Annotated in this window: 13 protein-coding genes; 4 read left to right on the top strand and 9 right to left on the bottom strand. The window is 62.2% G+C overall.

The features are described from left to right. Positions 1 to 87: 87 nt before the first annotated feature. The 6 genes from DBAC_RS11585 to DBAC_RS11610 all read right to left on the bottom strand — a co-directional run bounded on the left by DBAC_RS11585 (position 88) and on the right by DBAC_RS11610 (position 10,477). Positions 88 to 3,951, bottom strand: coding sequence for an efflux RND transporter permease subunit (locus tag DBAC_RS11585; RefSeq protein ID WP_015774480.1), 3,864 nt, complete (start codon positions 3,949 to 3,951; stop codon positions 88 to 90). A gap of 2 nt (positions 3,952 to 3,953) precedes the next feature. After that, a complete protein-coding gene (locus DBAC_RS11590) occupies positions 3,954 to 6,071 on the bottom strand; it encodes an efflux RND transporter periplasmic adaptor subunit (RefSeq protein ID WP_015774481.1) in 2,118 nt (705 codons plus the stop codon). 18 nt (positions 6,072 to 6,089) lie between these two features. Beyond that, a complete protein-coding gene (locus tag DBAC_RS11595; RefSeq protein WP_015774482.1) occupies positions 6,090 to 6,371 on the bottom strand; it encodes a YHS domain-containing protein in 282 nt (93 codons plus the stop codon). 16 nt (positions 6,372 to 6,387) lie between these two features. Beyond that, on the bottom strand, positions 6,388 to 7,764 hold the full coding sequence (locus tag DBAC_RS11600) for a TolC family protein (protein WP_081434428.1): 1,377 nt from the start codon (positions 7,762 to 7,764) through the stop codon (positions 6,388 to 6,390). A gap of 270 nt (positions 7,765 to 8,034) precedes the next feature. Then, entirely contained in the window at positions 8,035 to 8,604 is a 570-nt protein-coding gene (locus DBAC_RS11605; RefSeq protein WP_015774484.1) for a 2-oxoacid:acceptor oxidoreductase family protein, read from the bottom strand. Positions 8,605 to 8,614: 10 nt separating this feature from the next. Then, entirely contained in the window at positions 8,615 to 10,477 is a 1,863-nt protein-coding gene (locus tag DBAC_RS11610; protein ID WP_015774485.1) for a thiamine pyrophosphate-dependent enzyme, read from the bottom strand. A gap of 141 nt (positions 10,478 to 10,618) precedes the next feature. Between DBAC_RS11610 and DBAC_RS19085 the strand changes: the two genes are divergently transcribed. From DBAC_RS19085 to DBAC_RS11620, 3 genes are all read left to right on the top strand, one after another. After that, positions 10,619 to 10,810 (top strand): hypothetical protein, encoded by a 192-nt coding sequence (locus tag DBAC_RS19085; protein ID WP_143890915.1) that lies wholly within the window; start codon positions 10,619 to 10,621, stop codon positions 10,808 to 10,810. A 56-nt stretch (positions 10,811 to 10,866) separates the two neighbouring features. After that, on the top strand, positions 10,867 to 12,123 hold the full coding sequence (locus DBAC_RS11615; RefSeq protein WP_015774487.1) for an ATP-binding protein: 1,257 nt from the start codon (positions 10,867 to 10,869) through the stop codon (positions 12,121 to 12,123). 124 nt (positions 12,124 to 12,247) lie between these two features. After that, positions 12,248 to 12,613, top strand: a complete 366-nt coding sequence (locus DBAC_RS11620) for a virulence RhuM family protein (RefSeq protein WP_015774488.1) — start codon at positions 12,248 to 12,250, stop codon at positions 12,611 to 12,613. A gap of 193 nt (positions 12,614 to 12,806) precedes the next feature. Here the strand turns inward: DBAC_RS11620 and nspC are convergent, their stop codons facing one another. The 3 genes from nspC to speA are packed head-to-tail and all read right to left on the bottom strand — an operon-like array spanning position 12,807 to position 17,167. Next, a complete protein-coding gene (nspC, locus tag DBAC_RS11625; RefSeq protein ID WP_015774489.1) occupies positions 12,807 to 13,976 on the bottom strand; it encodes a carboxynorspermidine decarboxylase in 1,170 nt (389 codons plus the stop codon). Next, entirely contained in the window at positions 13,976 to 15,166 is a 1,191-nt protein-coding gene (locus DBAC_RS11630) for a saccharopine dehydrogenase family protein (protein ID WP_015774490.1), read from the bottom strand. The genes nspC and DBAC_RS11630 overlap by 1 nt, the downstream gene beginning before the upstream one ends. 33 nt (positions 15,167 to 15,199) lie before the next feature. After that, positions 15,200 to 17,167, bottom strand: coding sequence for a biosynthetic arginine decarboxylase (gene speA / locus DBAC_RS11635; protein ID WP_015774491.1), 1,968 nt, complete (start codon positions 17,165 to 17,167; stop codon positions 15,200 to 15,202). A gap of 213 nt (positions 17,168 to 17,380) precedes the next feature. On the opposite strand from speA, the gene DBAC_RS11640 reads away from it, so the two are divergent. Then, entirely contained in the window at positions 17,381 to 17,941 is a 561-nt protein-coding gene (locus DBAC_RS11640) for a manganese efflux pump MntP (protein WP_015774492.1), read from the top strand. Positions 17,942 to 18,000: the final 59 nt, after the last annotated feature.

The raw sequence follows: 18,000 nt of genomic DNA on the forward strand, positions 1-18,000 counted from the left end.
ACCTCTCCCGCCCCCCGAAGGTTCCGGAAAACAAATCCCCGTTCAAGACACCGGGTCCCGTCAGACCTCCTCAGGGTCGCCGGGACATCAAGCCCTGCCTAAGCGAAACTTCACCTCCTCCACCCAACAATACAGCACCGGCACCACGAAGACGGTGATAATGGCGAAGACCATGCCGCCAAAAGACGGGATGGCCATGGGGATCATGATGTCCGAACCCCGGCCGGACGAGGTCAGGATGGGCACCAGGGCCAGGATGGTCGTGGCCGAGGTCATGACCGCCGGCCGTATGCGGCGCTTCGCGCCTTCCAGAACCATGTTCCGGATAGATGCTATGGAATCGGGCCTGAAACGCGCCTTGCTCTCGTCCAGAAAGGTGGCCATGAGCACGCCATCGTCGGACGCGATGCCAAAGAGGGCCAGGAAACCGACCCAGATGGCCACGCTCAGGTTGATGGGGTGCACCTGGAAGAGTTCGCGCATGTCCACGCCGGCCACATGGAAGTTGAGAAACCACTCCTGCCCATAGAGCCAGATCATGGTGAACCCTCCGGACCAGGCCGTGAAGATGCCCGAGAAGACCATAAGCGTGGTCGCGATGGACCCGAACTGCAGATAGAGGATAATGACGATCAGCATGAGAGCCACGGGCAGAACGACCATGAGCTTCTTCTGGGCCCGCACCTGGTTCTCGTAGCTCCCCGCGAATTCAATGGTCACTCCCGCCGGAATGACCAGCTTGCCGTCAACGCGCTGCTGCTCCAGATACGCCTTGGCCGACTCGACCACGTCCACTTCCGCATAGCCCGGTTTCTTGTCGAAGAGCACATAGCCCAAGAGGAACGTGTCCTCGCTCTTGATGGCCTGGGGGCCGCGCACGTAGCGGATCTCGGCCAGCTGTCCCAGCGGGATCTGCCTGCCGCTGGCGGCCGGAACCGGGATGCGTTCCAGGCTCTCGGCAGAGTCGCGCAGATCGCGCATATAGCGCACCCGGATGGGATACACCTCGCGGCCCTCGATGGTCGTGGTCGCCACCATGCCGCCCACGGAGGCCTGGATGATCTCCTGCACCGTTGCGAGCATGATGCCGTAACGCGAGATGGCCTCACGGTCCGGCACGATCTCAAGATACGGCTTGCCCACGATACGGTCCGCCACCACCGCCGCAGGCTGGACCATGGGCACTTCCTTGAGCAGCCGTTCCACCTCCATGGCTACGGACTCGATAGTCCGCAGGTCCGGCCCCTTGATCTTGACGCCCATGGGCGCGCGCATGCCGGACTGCAGCATGACGATGCGCGCGGCGATGGGCTGCAGCTTCGGGGCCGAGGTCATGCCCGGCACATCGGCGGCCTTAACGATCTCGTCCCAGATATCCTCGGGAGACCTGATCCCGTCCCAGGCCGCGCGCCCGGGATTCAGGTCCGGGTCCAGGGCGGGCCGCCAGAGACGCAAAGGCTGCCCATCCTCGTCGGGAATGAGCCGGCCCTGATCGTCGCGTTCGAACCAGCCACGCACCAGGTACGGCATCCCGTCGGCCGCGGGAACGGGCTTGCCGGCCGGGTCGCGGAAATAGTCCTTGGCATCCTCGTGCCAGACAAAGCGCTGGCGTCTGCCATCCCCGTCCAGCAGATACTCGTTTTTATAATTGATGACGGTCTCGACCATGGACACAGGCGCCGGATCCAGGGGCGAGTCCGCGCGGCCGAGCTTGCCCACGGCGCTGTCCACTTCCGGGATGGCCTGGATGGACATGTCCTGCAAGGCCAGGAGTTCCTTGACCTCGCCCAGGGAGGCGTGGGGCATGGTGGTGGGCATGTACAGGAAGGAACCTTCGTCCAGCGGCGGCATGAACTCCTTGCCCAGGCCCGGAAAGGCATGGACGAAGGCCACCATGGGACTGCTGGTGCGCAGGCCCTCGGGCATAAGCGCCAAGAACGGCGCCGCCCCGAGCCAGACCACACCGCCAAACAGGGTCAGAAAGACCGGAATGACGAGAAAAAGCGCCTTGTAGTGCAGAAAAACGTTCAGCAACCAGCCGTAGGACCTACTGAAAAGCTGGAAGAAACCCAGCAAGAGGGCGATGAGTCCGAGCACGAAAACAGTGTTGACCGTCCGTCCTTTCTCAAGCCCGAGCGGCAGCCAGTCCAGGGCCAGAAACACAGCCACGGCAAGGGCCAATCCGAAGCTCGTGCCCCAACGCAGCCGGGTCTGCCAGGATGTGGACAGGCGGTCGTAAATCAGGCGGTAGAGCCCGGCCGCAACCAGAGCCGTCCCTATCCAGACGGATTTCCAGACCGCCACGACCAGACCGGCGACCACCAGCGCGGCAACGAACCACAGCGACGGTCGCACCGAGCGACGGCGAAAAATGAGGGCCGCGCCCGCCGGGAGGATGGTCAGCGCCACGATGATCGAAGCGACGAGGGCGAAGGTCTTGGTATAGGCCAACGGACCGAACAGTTTCCCCTCGGCCCCGGTCATGAAGAAGACAGGCAGAAATCCGACGATGGTCGTGGACACGGCCGTGAGCACGGCGCTGCCGACCTCGGATGCCCCCTCGAAGACCACCCGGCTCATGGGCGTGTCCTCAGGGGATGAGTCCATCTTCTGCAGGATGCTCTCACAGATGATGATGCCCATGTCGACCATGGTCCCAATGGCGATGGCGATGCCCGACAGGGCCACGATGTTGGCGTCCACCTTGAACTGCTTCATGGCGATGAAGCACATCATCACGGCCATGGGCAGAAGCGCCGAGATGAGAAAGGAACTGCGCAGGTGCATGACCAGCACCAGGACCACGATGATGGTGATCAGAATCTGCTGGTAGAGGGCCGTGCCCAGCGTATCGAGGGTCTCGTGGATAAGGCCCGCGCGATCGTAAAACGGCACGATGGTCAGTTTGGAACGCGTGCCGTCGGCCAGGATCTTCTCCGGCAAACCGGGCGCGATGCGGGCGATCTCGGCCTTGACCGCGTCGATGGCCGCCAGGGGGTTTTCTCCGTAGCGCACCGTGACCACGCCGCCGACCGCCTCCACCCCGCCCTTGTCCAGCAGGCCGCGACGGTTCGCCGGGCCGAAGCTGACGTGCGCCACGTCGTCCACGGTGATGGGCAGGGAGTCGCGCATCTTGATGACGGAAGTGCGTATCTGATCGAGATTTTTGATGAAGCCGATGCCGCGAATGACGTACTCCACGCGGTTGACTTCCATGGTCCCGGCGCCCACCTCCAGATTGGCCATCTTCAGGGCGCCGACGACTTCAGGCAGGCTGACGCCCGCCGCGCGCATGGCGTCGGGGTCGACCTCGATCTGGTATTCGCGCACGAAGCCGCCCACACTGGCCACCTCGCTCACGCCTTCGGCCGAGGTCAGGGCATAGCGGACGTACCAGTCCTGCACGGTGCGGATCTCGTCGGGATCCCATCCGCCCGTCGGACGACCCTCAGGGTCCCGGCCTTCCAGTGTGTACCAGAAGACCTGGCCCAGAGCCGTGGCGTCGGGGCCCAGGGTCGGGCGCACGTCGGACGGCAGCGTGGATGGGGGCAGGGAGTTGATCTTCTCCAGCAGCCTGGTGCGGGACCAGTAGAACTCCACGTCCTCGTCGAAGATGACGTAGATAGTCGAAAAACCGAGCATGGAATAGGAGCGCACGGTCTTCACGCCGGGCATGCCCAGCAGCGACACGGTCAGGGGATAGGTGATCTGGTCCTGCACGTCCTGGGGGGAACGGCCGGCCCAGGACGTGAAGACAATCTGCTGATTTTCGCCGATGTCCGGAATGGCGTCCACAGGCACCGGGTCGCGCTCGATGCCGGGCGCGTGCCAGGCGAAGGGGGCGACAAGGAAGCCCCAGCCGAGCGCCATGCAGACCACGAGAATGACGACAAGCTTCTGATCCAGGCAAAAACGGATAATGCGGTCCATGAAAGACATCTGCGTGCTCATGCCTACTCGTCCTTCAGCTGGCGTTTAACCTCGCCGCAGCGCAGCATGGAGGCCCCGAAATAGGGGTTGTCGACCTGTGGGTCACTCTGCAGCCAGGTCGCGCCCTGATTGCCGAAAGCCATGGGACAGTAGAGTTCGTAGACCGGTCCCTGTCCCGCGCCGTAGGCTTCGACCATTCCGATCATAGCCACGGACAGCGGAAAAAAACCGGCGCGCAAAGCGTCCATGTCCGCAGCCTGCTCCATCTCGCCAAGACCCGAGGCGATGGCCTCGGAGTAGCGTCCCCATTCGCCGTCGCCGGCAAGGCGGGCGTTCTCGTCCGCCTGCCCGAGGGCCTGCCGAAAAAGGATGAGCGCCGCGTGGGCCCTGGCCGTATCGTCGCCGGCCAGGGCTTCCTGTACCGGGACATAGGCGGCATAAAGGGCGTCGAGGGCGCTGCGCAACCCGGCCGGAGCCTCGATCTTCGCCGCGAGTTCATGAAGAGGGAACGCGGCCCGGACCCGAGCGAAATGACCGCGCATGTCGTCCAACACCTGGACGGCGCGGCGCGGGGTGGGCGACTCGTAACCAAGGAGCGCGTCGTTGGACAGGAGCATGGACAGCTCCTTCCACTCCAGGGCCGCCTCGCCGTCCAGGGCGTCGGCGTCCACGCTGTTCAGGGTTTTGCCGAACTCGTGATACGCGCCGCGCACGGCGTCCAGGCCACCTGCGGCCACCGCTTCCTCGACGGTCCCGAGGCGCTGGGCCAGGGCCGCCAGGCGGACGCTGAAGGGCTGTGGGACATCCGCGAAGCGCGCCCCGGCAATGGCCGGGGCCTCGGCCGGATTCATCATGCTCGGCCGGGCCACGATCTGCAGGGCCGCGTCGATGCGGAAATTGCCCTGCACCACCACCAGCTCGCCCTCGGCTATGCCGCTGCGGACCACGTACCCCTGGTCGGTCCGGGGCCCAAGCACCACCTCCCGTCCCTCGTACACGCCGGGCCTTTCTGCGTCGGCCACGTAGACCACGGCGCGCTTCCCGGTGATGAGCGGGGCCGAAGCCGGAACGACCAGCTCGCGCGACCGCGCCTCCTGCCCGTCCGTCTGCACCGCGCTCACGAACATGCCGGGCTTCAGCGCCAGTCCGGGGTTGGGCACCTCCACGCGCACCTCCACGGTGCGCGTGGCCGGGTTCACGGACGTGCCCACATAAACGACCTTGCCCGTAAATTCCTGTCCAGGCAGGGCCTGGGCACTAAAGGCGACCTCCTTGCCCGGGGCCATCCAGACCAGGTCCGACTCGTAGGCTTCGAGCACCACCCAAACCTTCGAGAGATCCGCCACGGCATAAATGGGCATCCCCGTCTGCACGTACATGCCCTCCACCACCTTCTTCTCGATGACGATACCCGGCTGCGGCGCGGTCAGGGTAACGTGGTCCGCCGGAGTCCCGCGTTTGACCATGCCGTCGATCTGCGCCTTGCCCATGCCCAGCAGGCGCAATTTCTCGCGGGCGGCGTTCTCCATGCGTTGGGCGGCGTCCGCGACGAGGCGGCTGCCGCCGGAGGTGCTCTGGCGGGCTCGCACGGCCTGGATGAGTTCGGCCTGGGCCGCCACCAGCTCGGGGCTGTAGACGAGGGCCATGGGTTGTCCGGCGCGGACAACCTCGCCGGTCGTATTCACATGGAGCCTGTCGATGCGGCCGCCGATCCAGGCCGTGATGACGCCGACCCGTGACTCGTCGTAGGCCACCTTGCCGAAAAGATGGGTCTGCACGGAGACATCGGTCAGCCGCGCAGCCTCCACCCGGATGCCGGCCAGTCGCGCCGCGTCCTCGGAGAGGGTCAGCTGTCGCAGGCTCGTCCTGCGTCCTTCGCCGTCGGGGATGGCCAGAGGTATGAGATCCATGAAACAGATGGGACACTGTCCGGCCTCGGGCAGCTTGATCTGGGGATGCATGGAGCAGGTCCACAATGACGTGGAGGGGGCGCCTGCCGCGGCCTCCTGCCCGGCATGGTCGTGTCCGTCATGCCCGGACCCGGAAGGAGCCCACAGGATGTACCCTGTGCCCAGCCCGAAAGCCACGAGCAGCAACCCGGCCACGACCCACACCACGTATTTCCTGAGTATCGCGTTCATGCACCCCTCGAAGTAGGTTTACTGTTTCTTTTCCGTCGGAGCAGCTTCGGCCGGGACCTTTTCCAGCTCCACGCCTTCGTCCCGGAGCTTCTTCATATACTTTTCAGGGTCCTTCTTAAAGGTCTCAGGGCAGCCCGCGCAGCAGAAATACACCCGCTCGCCCTTGTAATCCACATAGAGTTCCTTGTTGATGGTCCCGCCCATGACGGGGCATTCGGTCTGAGGCGCGGCCCAGGCCTGGGACAGGGAAAGAAAGGCGAAGGCGGTCACGGCCGCGCAGAGCAGAATGAGCTTTTTCATGATGGTTCTCCTTGCCTCACTTGGAGGCTTCGGGGGTTGTCAACGAAACCCGCAGATCACGGGCTTGTTCCTTCCCGGCCGTAGCCGGGGCCTGCACAAATTTTCGAGGGATCTCCTCCCCGGCCAGCATATCGAGATCCGCCAGGCGCACGGCCTGGTCCGTCAGCACCCGATGATACTGCAGATTAAGCTCGATGAGCGTCTTCTCGGCCGTAAGCAGGTCCAGCATGGAGGCTTTCCCCGCCTGATACGCGTCCATGGAGGCTTCCAGATTTTGCCGCGCCTTGGGCACGATGGTATCCAGCAGAAGCCCCAGACGCCTGGACCCGTCGCGGACGCCAAAAAGCAGCCTGCTGGCCTGGGCCTCAAGTCCGGCAACCTTGTCGGCCCGCTCCAGGCGCGTCGCCCGGGCGGAATTCTTGGCCTGACGCACCGCCGCCTCCCGCGCCTCCTGATCGAAGGGCAGGTTGATGCCGAAGGTGATGGCCACAGGGTCCTTGCCCTCGTTGACCACTCCGGCCATGCGCGGGGCGTCCGTGTAGATGGACTCCACCCCTACGGTCAGGTCGGGGATGAATTCCTTGCGTGCCAGGACTGCGGCGGCATCGGCGGCTTCGGCCTTGGCATCAAGGGCGGTCAGCACCAGATTGTGTTCCGTCACGGCCGCCGTGATTTGTTTGTCATCCCAGCCCGTGTCCATGAGCGGCACGCCGACGGGCATGGGCAGGACCTCGCCGGCGGGCCTACCAAGGAGAGTGCGCAGGCGCTCGGACAAGGGGAGTCGGTAATCGTCCAAGGAGGCGATGCGCTCCTCAGCCTTGGCCCGCTCCACCTGGACGCGGGTGAAATCTGCGTAGGTGGCTGTGGACACGGTGTATCTGGCCTCAACCAACGCTTCGAAATACTTCAGGATCTCCAGCTCTTCCCGGGCGGATTCGAGCGCCTTGCCAAGATAGGCGTATTCGAAATAGGCGGCCTCTATCTCGCGAAAAAGAGCCAGCTTGACCCCCTGGGCCTGAGCGAGCAGAGCCGCGGCCTCGCGCTCGGCCACCGTGGCCTTCAGCTCGCGCTTGCCGAACCAGGGCAGCATCTGGGACACGCCGTAACGCATGCGCTGGGGGCCGGTGCGCGTCTCGACGGGGACGGTGAAGACCCCAAAAGACAGCCTCGGATCGGGCCAGGCCCGCGCCTGCGGGACCTTGTCCAGGGCGGCGTCGAAGCGGGCGAAGGCGGCCTGCAGGCCCGGATTGGCGCGTGCTCCCTCCTCCAGATACCCGTTCAGCACGCTTTGCTCCGGCCAGCCTTCATCCCCGGCGTATGCAGCCGTGCCCGCAAAAACCAGCACCGCCGCAAGGCCCCAGATGGCCAAACAAGTCAGGTAAATCCTCATCATGATCCTCCGGCAAGATAATCTCGGGGCGCTTCATAGCAACTGCCATGCTTGAACCCATAAGTTTCATGATTCCGCGAAAATAGATCTGAGCCTTCAAATCGGACCATTCTTGTCAGAATAATACACGCAGCATATTGCACAAGGGCCTTTCACAAATTGGCCGCGCCCACGAATTCTGCACAACCGGAACGGACCTGCCGCCGGACATGCCCTCATCGCCCTACTGACGCTACCCCTGGTGCCAGGCCTGCTGCTCTGAGAGCACGCGACTCAGTCCCCGCGGAAAAGCCGCAGGTTAGCCTCAAGCACCACGCCCTTGAGCAGGTCGTCCATGGCCTGTTCGTAATGCTCCGCCGTCACGCCGGGTATGAGCCCTTCCCGGCTGATGACGGACAGCACGGCGATGTTCTGCATGCGTGGGTCGGCGATGTCCGGACGAATGACCGCATGGCTCGTGATACCGCGCGCGGATGAGACCCGGGCGACGTCATCGCCGGAGATTTCCGCCGCCGCGCCGAGACGCACGGGCAGGGGCTGAAGCACGGTGTCGTAATAGACGAGTGCGCCGCCGTCCTTCAGGGCGGACTGCATGGAGCGCAAGGCTTCGTGACGTTCGAGGCCGACGACCAGGTCCGCCTCGCCCTCGGGAATCATGGGGCTGTGTGCGGCTTTGCCAAGCCGGATCTGGGACACGACGATGCCGCCGCGCTGGGCCAGGCCGTGGGTGTCGACGGCCTTGGCCGCGTGGTCGGCGTGGTCGGCCGCACGCAGAATGATCTCGCTCAAAAGGCCGATACCCTGCCCGCCGACGCCGCATAGATGGATATTGAATATGTTCATGGAGCGCTCCTTAACGGGTGATGGCCGTGTTCGCACAAGTCTGCATGCAGGAGCCGTCGCCGATGCACAGCTCCGGGTTCACGGTCACGCTTCCGTCGGCGGCCCGGATGAAACTCGGGCAGGCGAAGTCCTGCACGCACGTGTGGATGCGGGTGCAGCGCTTCTGGTCGATGGTCACGTGCCGGTCCACGTAGCCGCTCTTGCGACGCTGATTGCGGGTGAAGAGCAGCATGCAGGGATGGCGGGCGATGACCACGCTGAAGGCGTCCACGGCCAGGGCCTGGCGCATGAGGTCCGTCAACTCGGCCTGCTTGTAGGTGTCGGTCTCGAAGACATGCTTGACCCCGAGCCCCTCCAGCACCTGCCGCACCGGAATGGCATCGGTCGGCTCGTTGAAATTGTGCCCCGAGGCCGCGTGGTCCTGGTGGCCGGTCATGGCCGTGGTGCCGTTCTCCATCAGCACCAGGGTCAGGTTGTGCCGGTTGAAGAGCGCGTTGACGATGCCCGGCAACCCGGCGTGGAAGAAGGTCGAGTCGCCCAGGAAGGCCACGACCTTGCGCGTGTCGTTGAAGAGGGTCAGGCCGGCGCCCATGCTCGTGGACGCGCCCATGCACAGCAGTATCTCGCCCATGCGGTACGGCTCCATGAAACCCAGAGTGTGGCAACCGATGTCGGCCACGGTGATGGTGCCCTCGGGCAGGGCCTTTTTTATGGCGTGGAAGGCGCTGCGATGGCCGCAGCCAGGACACATCTGCGCCGGCCGCGCGGGCACTGGGACAAGAGGCTCCATCGCCGCCTTGCGGGGCGGGACCATGTCCGGCCAGGCGCGGTGCAGGATGTCGCGAACCTTGTCCGCAGTGTACTCGCCGATCCAGTCCCCATCGTCCTGCTTGCCGATGATCCTGGTCGTCAGGCCCCGGTCAAAGGCCATGGCCTTGATGTCTTTCTCCAGGGTGTCGTCGAGCTCTTCCAGAACCTTCACCTCCTCGTGAGCGGCCAGGAAGTCGGCCACGACCCGGACGGGCATGGGATACGGCATGGCCAGCTTGAGCACGTCTGGCCGGTCGGCCAGCCCCTCCAGCACGTCGGCCACAGACAAGGCGACCATGCCCGACAGAATGATCCCCCTCGGGCTGCCGTGATCCGTGACCGTGTGCAGACCGCGTTCATCCACCCACGCGTCCGCCTTGCGCAGGTTCTCCAGAGCCATGCGCTTCTTGGGGAATACGGCAACGGTCAGCGGGATGTAGGGGCCGTTGGCGGCGTCGAAGCGCGGGTCGTTATCCGGCTCGGCCGGCGTCCAACCAGCGAAGGACACCTTCGCCTTGGCGTGGCAGACGTGGGTGGTCAGCCGCAGGATGACGGGTCGGCACAGTTCCCGGGCCAGGGAGGCCGCCTCCTTGTAGTAGGCGTAAACCTCGGCCGGGTTGGCCGGCTCCAGGAGCGGCGTGTAGCTCATGGCCGCGTAGTGGCGGTTGTCCTGCTCGTTCTGGGAGGAGTTGGCGCCGGGGTCGTCGCCGAGCACGATGACCATGCCGCCGATGAGGTTCAAAAGCGACAGCTGCACGAAGGAGTCGGCGGCGACGTTCAGCCCCACGCTCTTGAAGAAGACCGTGGACAGATAGCCGTTCAGGGATGCGCCGAGCGCAACCTCCGTGGCCACCTTCTCGTTGGTGGAGAATTCAAAATGGAAGGGACGCTTTTCGGACGGAATAGCGTGGATGGCCGTGGCGATCTCCGGCGTCGGGGAGCCGGGGTAGGATGTGACCACGCGCGTTCCGGCCTCGATCATGGCCCGCACCAGGGCCGTGTTGCCCATGACGATCTCGGAAAACGGCGTCCGGGTCAGGAGCATTTCACCCATGTACTTCATGTGCTTCCTCGCTGTAGGGAAGTTTCGGACCCTGCGAAAACGGAATCCGGTTATTTCTCACGCCTACCCCACACGAAAGCGGGAAGCAATGACCCTGCGATGGAATGGCACACGGACCAGGAAATCTACGAGACCATCGACGTGACCATCGAAATGGGCGGCGGCCAGGCCGTCGGAATCCGAAACCAAAAAATTTTTCTCCGGAAAGAAAACAAAAATCAACTTTCTCCAACCTTCCAAAAATTTGATACATTAAAATATAGTTATCTTAATTTATTTTCTTTATATAAAAAAATACATACCAAAGATGACAATTTGACAGACATAAATTAACAATTGGACGAACGATAAATTGCAATTGGACGGACGATAATCTACACATGGACGCCATGGAACCGACAGACCTCTACCCGCGCTTCATCCGACCCCGCCTGGTGGAAGCGCTCGCCGATGCTCCGGTCGTGCTGATTCATGGCCCCCGTCAGTGCGGCAAGACGACCTTGGCCCGTCAGGCGGGCGAGGCTGCTGACTTCGCCTATCTCAGCTTTGACGACGATGTGCAGCGCGCCGCCGCGCAGACCGATCCAGTGGGCTATGTCGCCGATCTTCCGGCGCGGGTGATCCTGGACGAAATTCAGCGCGTGCCGGAACTGTTCACGGCGCTCAAAGCGGCCGTGGACGCCCGCCGGGAGCCCGGCCGTTTTATCCTGACCGGCTCGGCCAACGTGCTCCTCATTCCCCGCCTGGCGGATTCGCTGGCCGGGAGAATGGAGATACTCAGACTCCATCCGCTGGCCCAGGCGGAACTCGCCGGGAAGAACCCTGAGTTCCTGCCCGCGTTGCTACAAGGACGATTCAAGGCAGGCATCACAGGCCAGCGCCTGGGCCGGGATCTGGCCGAACGTGTGGCGGCCGGAGGCTACCCGCCCGCCTTGAAGCGGTCCTCTGCCAAACGCAGAGCCGTCTGGTACCGCGATTACGCCGAAACTCTGGTCCAGCGGGACATCCGCGATCTAGCCCGCATCAGCCAGATGGGCGCCCTCCCGCGCCTGCTGACCCTGGCGGCCGGACAAACGGCCCGCCTGCTGAACGTGTCCGACCTGGCTGCGCCCTTCCAGGTCACCCGCCCCACCATCCGCGAATATGTGACCTTACTTTCACGGATATTCCTGCTGGAGGAACTACCCCCCTGGCACAGCAACCGTCTTAGCCGGCTCATCAAGACCCCGAAGCTGCACCTCGGAGACACGGGCCTAGCCTGCGCCCTGCTCGGCCTGGACGCAGGCACCCTCTGGAACGATCGCGCCGTGTTCGGCCAGATGCTGGAAACCTTCGTCTATCAGGAACTCAGGCGCCAGGCCGGCTGGCTGGATGACGCGGTCTCCTTCAGCCATTACCGTGACAAGGACAAGACGGAAGTGGATATCGTGCTGGAATGCGGTGGAAGGATCGCGGGGGTCGAGGTGAAGGCGTCATCGACCGTGACCGGCGATGATTTCAAAGGACTACGCAAACTCCAGCAGGCCGTGGAAAATCGGTTTGTCGCCGGTATCGTGATGTACGACGGCGAGGCCGTCGTTCCCTTCGGGAGTCAGCTTTATGCCGTGCCGATATGTAGCTTGTGGGAAGCAACGCGGCCATCGTAGCAACAAAATATAGGACCACCCGGACTGAATCGATGCTGTTTTTCACCGATTCTGGTGGATTCGTCACCCGGAAAATGGCTTAATCTTAAGGCTGAAAATCTGAACCCAAATTTCACAGGTGGCAATGGAACAGAGCAAAATCAAGATTTATCAATCCTCCGACGGTCAGGCCCGGATTGATGTCCGCTTGGAGAGGGATACCGTATGGCTTTCCCAAGCGCAGATGGCCGAATTATTCGGGCGTGATCAATCGGTTATTTCACGGCATATTCGCAATGCCTTGACCGAGAGCGAGGTAAACGAAGAAAGCAATATGCAAAAAATGCATACTGCAAATTCAGACAGACCTGTCGCAATGTATGATCTGGATGTGGTGATTTCGGTCGGCTACCGCATCAAGTCCGAGCGGGGGTGCAGTTCCGGCGCTGAGCTACGAACGTCCTGCGCCAGCACCTTGTCCAAGGCTACACATCGGCTTACAACAACTTGATATAAAATATGAAAAAAATTCTTTGTCATTTTCACTCAACGAATTGAGTAAAAATACTCAGTCATTGAGTAAATCTGCCAGACTGAACGCAGTCCCTTACTTCTTAAGCAGTTACAATTCAAATCGTTCATAACAAAAAGCGGGAGCCCGAATGATCCGGACTCCCGCTTTTTTTATCGTTTTCCAAAGACTTTCAGGACAACCGATTCTTGAAGTCCTCATAGCCGAACTTGCGCACCACCCGCATGGAGTCGTCCTCGGGTTCGAAGATGGCGATGCTTGGGAGCTGGATGCCGTTGAAAGTGTTGGTCTTGACCATGGAGTAGTGGGCCATGTCCGTGAAAACCAGGCGATCGCCGGGGACCAGCGGCTTGTCGAAGGAGTATTCCCCGGCCACGTCTCCGGCCAGGCAGGACTGGCCGCCCAGGCGGCAGGTCCAGGATTTTTCGCCCGGAAGGCCCGAATCCACTATGTGCGGGCGGTACGGCATTTCGAGCACGTCGGGCATGTGCGCCGGAACAGAGGTGTCGAGGATGACGATGGGCATGTCGGCCTGCGTCACGTCGAGGACGGTGGAGACCAGATAGCCCGTGTTCAGGGCTACGGCCTCGCCGGGCTCCAGGTAGACCTGCACGCCGTGACGGGCCTTGAACTCGCTAATGAGTCGGCACAACAGGTCCACGTCGTAGTCGGGGCGGGTGATGTGATGGCCGCCGCCGAAATTGACGTACTGCATGCGCGAGAAGAACTCGCCAAAGCCCTTTTCCGCCGCCGCGATAGTGCGCTCCAGGCAATCGGAGTTCTGCTCGCACAGGTTGTGCCAGTGCAGACCCGTCACCCCTTCCAGCAGGTCGGGTCGGAAGTCCTTGCGCCGGATGCCCAGACGCGACCCCGGCGAGCACGGGTCGTAGATGGGCACGGCCCCTTCGGAATGCTCAGGATTGATGCGCACGCCAAGCTCTATCTCACGCCCCAGACGCCCCGCCTCGGTTGCGATCAGTCCCCGGAATTTCTCCAGCTGACCGAAGGAATTGAAGACGATATGGTCGGCCGTGGTGCACAGGTCGAAGATGTCGGCCTGGGAATATCCAGCCGCAAAGGCATGCACCTCGCGCTTGAATTCTTCCCGCCCGAGTCTCGCCTCATGCGGCGAACTGGCGCAGACCCCGTCGAGCACCTGGCGCAACACCGGAAACAGGCTCCACATGGCAAAACCTTTCAGCGCCAGCAGAATCTTGCATCCGGTGCGCTCCTTGACCTCCGCCAGCACGTCCAGGTTGCGCCGGAGCAGCCCCAGGTCGATCACGAAGGACGGTGTGGCGACTTGCCTGGGATCAAACCGGTACGCGGTGCGTCCATCCATCACAGATCAACCACTACCCAGGGCAGACCATGGACATTGAGTTTCTCCATGAACGGATCCGGATCGAGCTGCTCCATGTTGAAGACGCCCTCGCCGCGCCATTTGCCAGTCAGCATCATCATGGCCCCGATCATGGCCGGTACGCCCGTGGTGTAGGAAATGGCCTGGGAGCCGACCTCGCGGTAGGCCTCCTCGTGACTGCAGATATTATAGATGTAGGCCTTGCGCTCCTTGCCGTCCTTGACGCCCTTCATGACGCAGCCGATGCAGGTCTTGCCCTTGGTCAGCGGCCCCAGGGAGCCGGGCTCGGGCAGCACGGACTTCAGGAACTGCAGGGGCACGATCTTCTGGCCCTTGTAATCCACGGGCTCGATGGAGGTCATCCCGATGTTTTCCAGCACCTTCAGGTGGTTGAGGTAGTTCTGGGAGAAGGTCATCCAGAAGCGGGCGCGCTTCAGGCCCCGGATGTTCTGCACCAGGGATTCGAGCTCCTCGTGGTACATGAGGTAGCAGTCCTTGGAGCCGATGCCCTCGGGGAAGTCATAGCTCATGCGCCAGGACAATGGATCGGTCTCGACCCACTCGCCCCGCTCCCAGTAGCGGCCGCGCTGGGTGATCTCGCGGATGTTGATCTCGGGATTGAAATTGGTGGCGAAGGGCTGGCCGTGGTCGCCCGCGTTACAGTCGATGATGTCCAGCTCGTGGATTTCATCGAACAGATGCTTCTGGGCGTAGGCGCAATACACGTTGGTCACGCCGGGATCGAAGCCCGAACCCAGGAGCGCCATGAGGCCCTTCTCCTTGAAGCGGTCCTGATAGGCCCACTGCCACTTGTACTCGAACTTGGCCTCATCGAGGGGTTCGTAGTTGGCCGTGTCGAGGTAGTCCACGCCGGTTTCGAGGCAGGCGTCCATGAGGGCCAGATCCTGGTAGGGCAGGGCCACGTTCAGCACCAGCTTGGGGCTAAACTTCTTGATGAGAGCCACGGTCTCGGCCACGTTGTCGGCATCCAGGGCGGCCGTCTGGATGGTACGACCGGTGCGTTCCTTCACGGACGCGGCGATGGCGTCGCACTTGGACTTGGTTCGGCTGGCCAGCATGATCTCGCTGAAGACCTCGGGAACCTGGGCGCACTTGTGGGCCACCACATGGCCGACGCCGCCGGCGCCGATAATGAGCACTTTGGACATGGCACTCCTCCTTAAAAAAGACTTTTTTTAAGATTACAATCCGCTCGTCAATCCGGTCGCGCAGGCATCGGGATTATCGCAGTCCCGGCCCACATTCAGATAGGTGTATCCGCGCATGCCCCGCTCATAGGCGCGCATGATCATGAAGCGCTCCTGGGGGCTGATCTTGCCTGTACGTACGCCCTGTTCCGCCACCTTGCGGAAATTCTCCAGGACCTGCTTGGGCTCGAATTCGACGTAGGACAGCACGTCGGCCACGCTGTCGCCTTCCAGTTCGCGGATGAAATCATAGGTGCCATCCTCGTTGATGCGCACGCTGACCACGTTGGTGTCGCCGAAAAGGTTGTGCAGGTCGCCCAGTGTCTCCTGGTAGGCCCCGACCAGAAACGCGCCCAGGTAGTACGGCTCGCAGGGCTTGACCGAGTGCAGCTCCAGCACGCGCTTGACGCCGTGGATGTCGATGAAGCTGTCCAGCTTGCCGTCGCTGTCGCAGGTGATGTCGGCCAGGATGGCCTGTTCTTCGGGGCATTCGTCCAAGCGGTGCACGGGCATGATCGGAAAGAGATGGCCGATGGCCCAGGCGTCGGGCAGGGACTGGAACACGCTCATGTTGCAATAGTAGATGCTGGCCAGGGCCAAATCCACGTCCTTCAGAGCCGAGGGCGGGTTCTTCATCTCGGGCAACTTCTCGGCGATATTGCGGATCACGGCCCAAAAGATGGTGTCGCTCATGGCGCGCTGACGCAGGCTGCACTGGCCCAGGCGGAAGAGCTGACGCATCTGGTCGCGGTAATAGATGGCGTCGTTGTAGCATTCCTGCAGATTTTTAAGCGAGAGCGAATTGTACACTTCCAGCAGGTTGTGGATGGCCTCGGGGTCTTCCTCGTCCAGGGTCTGCGGTACGGTGCGGTTTTCCAGGCGGCTGACATCGAGGACATTGAAAAGCAGCACCGAATAATAGGCCACCGTGGCCCGGCCGGATTCGGTGATGATGTGCGGGTGGGGCAGATCGTGCTCGTCCACCGTGGCCATGACCGACTCGACGATATCCGTGCAGTATTCCTCCAGGGAATAGTTGCGGCTGCTGGCGTAATTGGTATGGGAGCCGTCGTAGTCCACGGCCAGACCGCCGCCCAGATCCAGAAAGCCCATGGCGCAGCCTTCCTTGGCCAGCTCCGCGTACATGCGCGTAGCTTCGTGCACGGCGGTGCGGATGTCGCGGATGTTGGGTATCTGCGAACCAAGATGGAAATGCAGGAGCTGCACGCAATCGAGCATGGACTGGCCGCGCAGCAGGTCGAGCACGTCCACCACCTCGGCCGTGGACAGGCCGAAAATGGACAGGTCCCCGGCCGATTCGGCCCAATGCCCGCCCGCCTGAGTGGAGACCTTGATACGCACGCCGATGCGCGGCTTGATGCCCAGCGCCTTGGCCCGGTCCAGAATCAGCGGCAGTTCGCTCGGCATTTCAAGGACCAGAAAACACAAAAAACCCATCTTGCAGGCGTAGAGGGCCAGATCGATATAGTCCCGATCCTTGTAGCCGTTGCAGACCAGACAGGCCTTGGGATTCTTCAGGAACGACAGGGCCGCGATCAGTTCGGCCTTGCTGCCGACCTCGTAACCGTGGTTGTAACGGTCGCCGACTTTGGAGATCTCTTCCAGAACCTGCTGCTGCTGATTGACTTTGACGGGATACACGCCGCGAAATTCGCCACTGTATTGCAGAGCCTTGATGGCCGACGCAAAAGAATCATGGAGCAGAGAAATTTGCGCATCGAGCAGATTCTCGATCCGAAGCAGCACCGGCAGCCCCAGGCCGCGTTCCTGCAGGCCGCTTATAATGGAAGGAATGGGCACGCAGACACCCTTGCCCGGAAAGGGCGTGATGCCGAGCTTGCCATCGGGGGTGATCTTAAAATATCCCCCGCCCCAATTGTCCACGCCGTAGAGTTCCACAGAACGTTCCACGGTCCATTTTTCGAGATTCCGAGATCGCATCAAAATCCTCCACCATCTTACCTGTAAAATGCAGACCCGGCTACAATCCGGACCAGCGCACCCCTCTAAACAGCAGGGGGCAGCCCGTCAATAAAACTTGTGGCCGCCGAGGCATGAGGGGATTCAGGCTTCTGGATCGTCCCAAATTCACCTTTGCCTTGAGAGCCGCCCTGGGCTATCTGCCTTGTGCCACTTCACCCGCAGGAGAGCGCAATGCCTTTTGTTGAAATTCTGGCCGTGGCTGTCGCCCTGGCCATGGACGCCTTTGCCGTGGCCATCGCCTCCGGCGCGGCGCTGAGGATCGTGACCAACCGGCAGACCTTCCGCCTGGCCTGGCATTTCGGCCTTTTCCAGGCCGCGATGCCGATCATCGGCTGGTTCGGGGGCTTCCTCGTGCGCGACTATTTCCTGCGTTTCGGCCACTGGATCGCTTTCGCCCTGCTCCTCTATATCGGAGGACACATGCTCTGGGAAGGGCTGCACCATGACGAGGATGATGTCTGCCAGGACCCGACCCTAGGCTCAAGACTGATCATGCTCTCCGTGGCCACCAGCATCGATGCCCTGGCCGTGGGCTTCACCCTGGCCATGCTGGGACTGTCGATCTGGTTCCCGGCCGCGATCATCGGAGTGGTTGCCCTGCTCTTCACGGCCGCAGGCATGCATCTGGGCAAATTCCTGGGCTGCCAGACCCGCCTCGGATACTACGCCGAAGTGCTCGGAGGGCTTGTGCTCATGGGCATCGGCGGCAAGATATTGTGGCAGGGTTTGTAAAAAAAATCGTTGGCCCCATATGTCCCATGAGTCCCATTCTTTGCATTATTCATCCGAAA

It is taken from the genome of Desulfomicrobium baculatum DSM 4028 (genome assembly GCF_000023225.1).
GTDB classification, from domain to species: Bacteria; Desulfobacterota; Desulfovibrionia; order Desulfovibrionales; family Desulfomicrobiaceae; genus Desulfomicrobium; species Desulfomicrobium baculatum.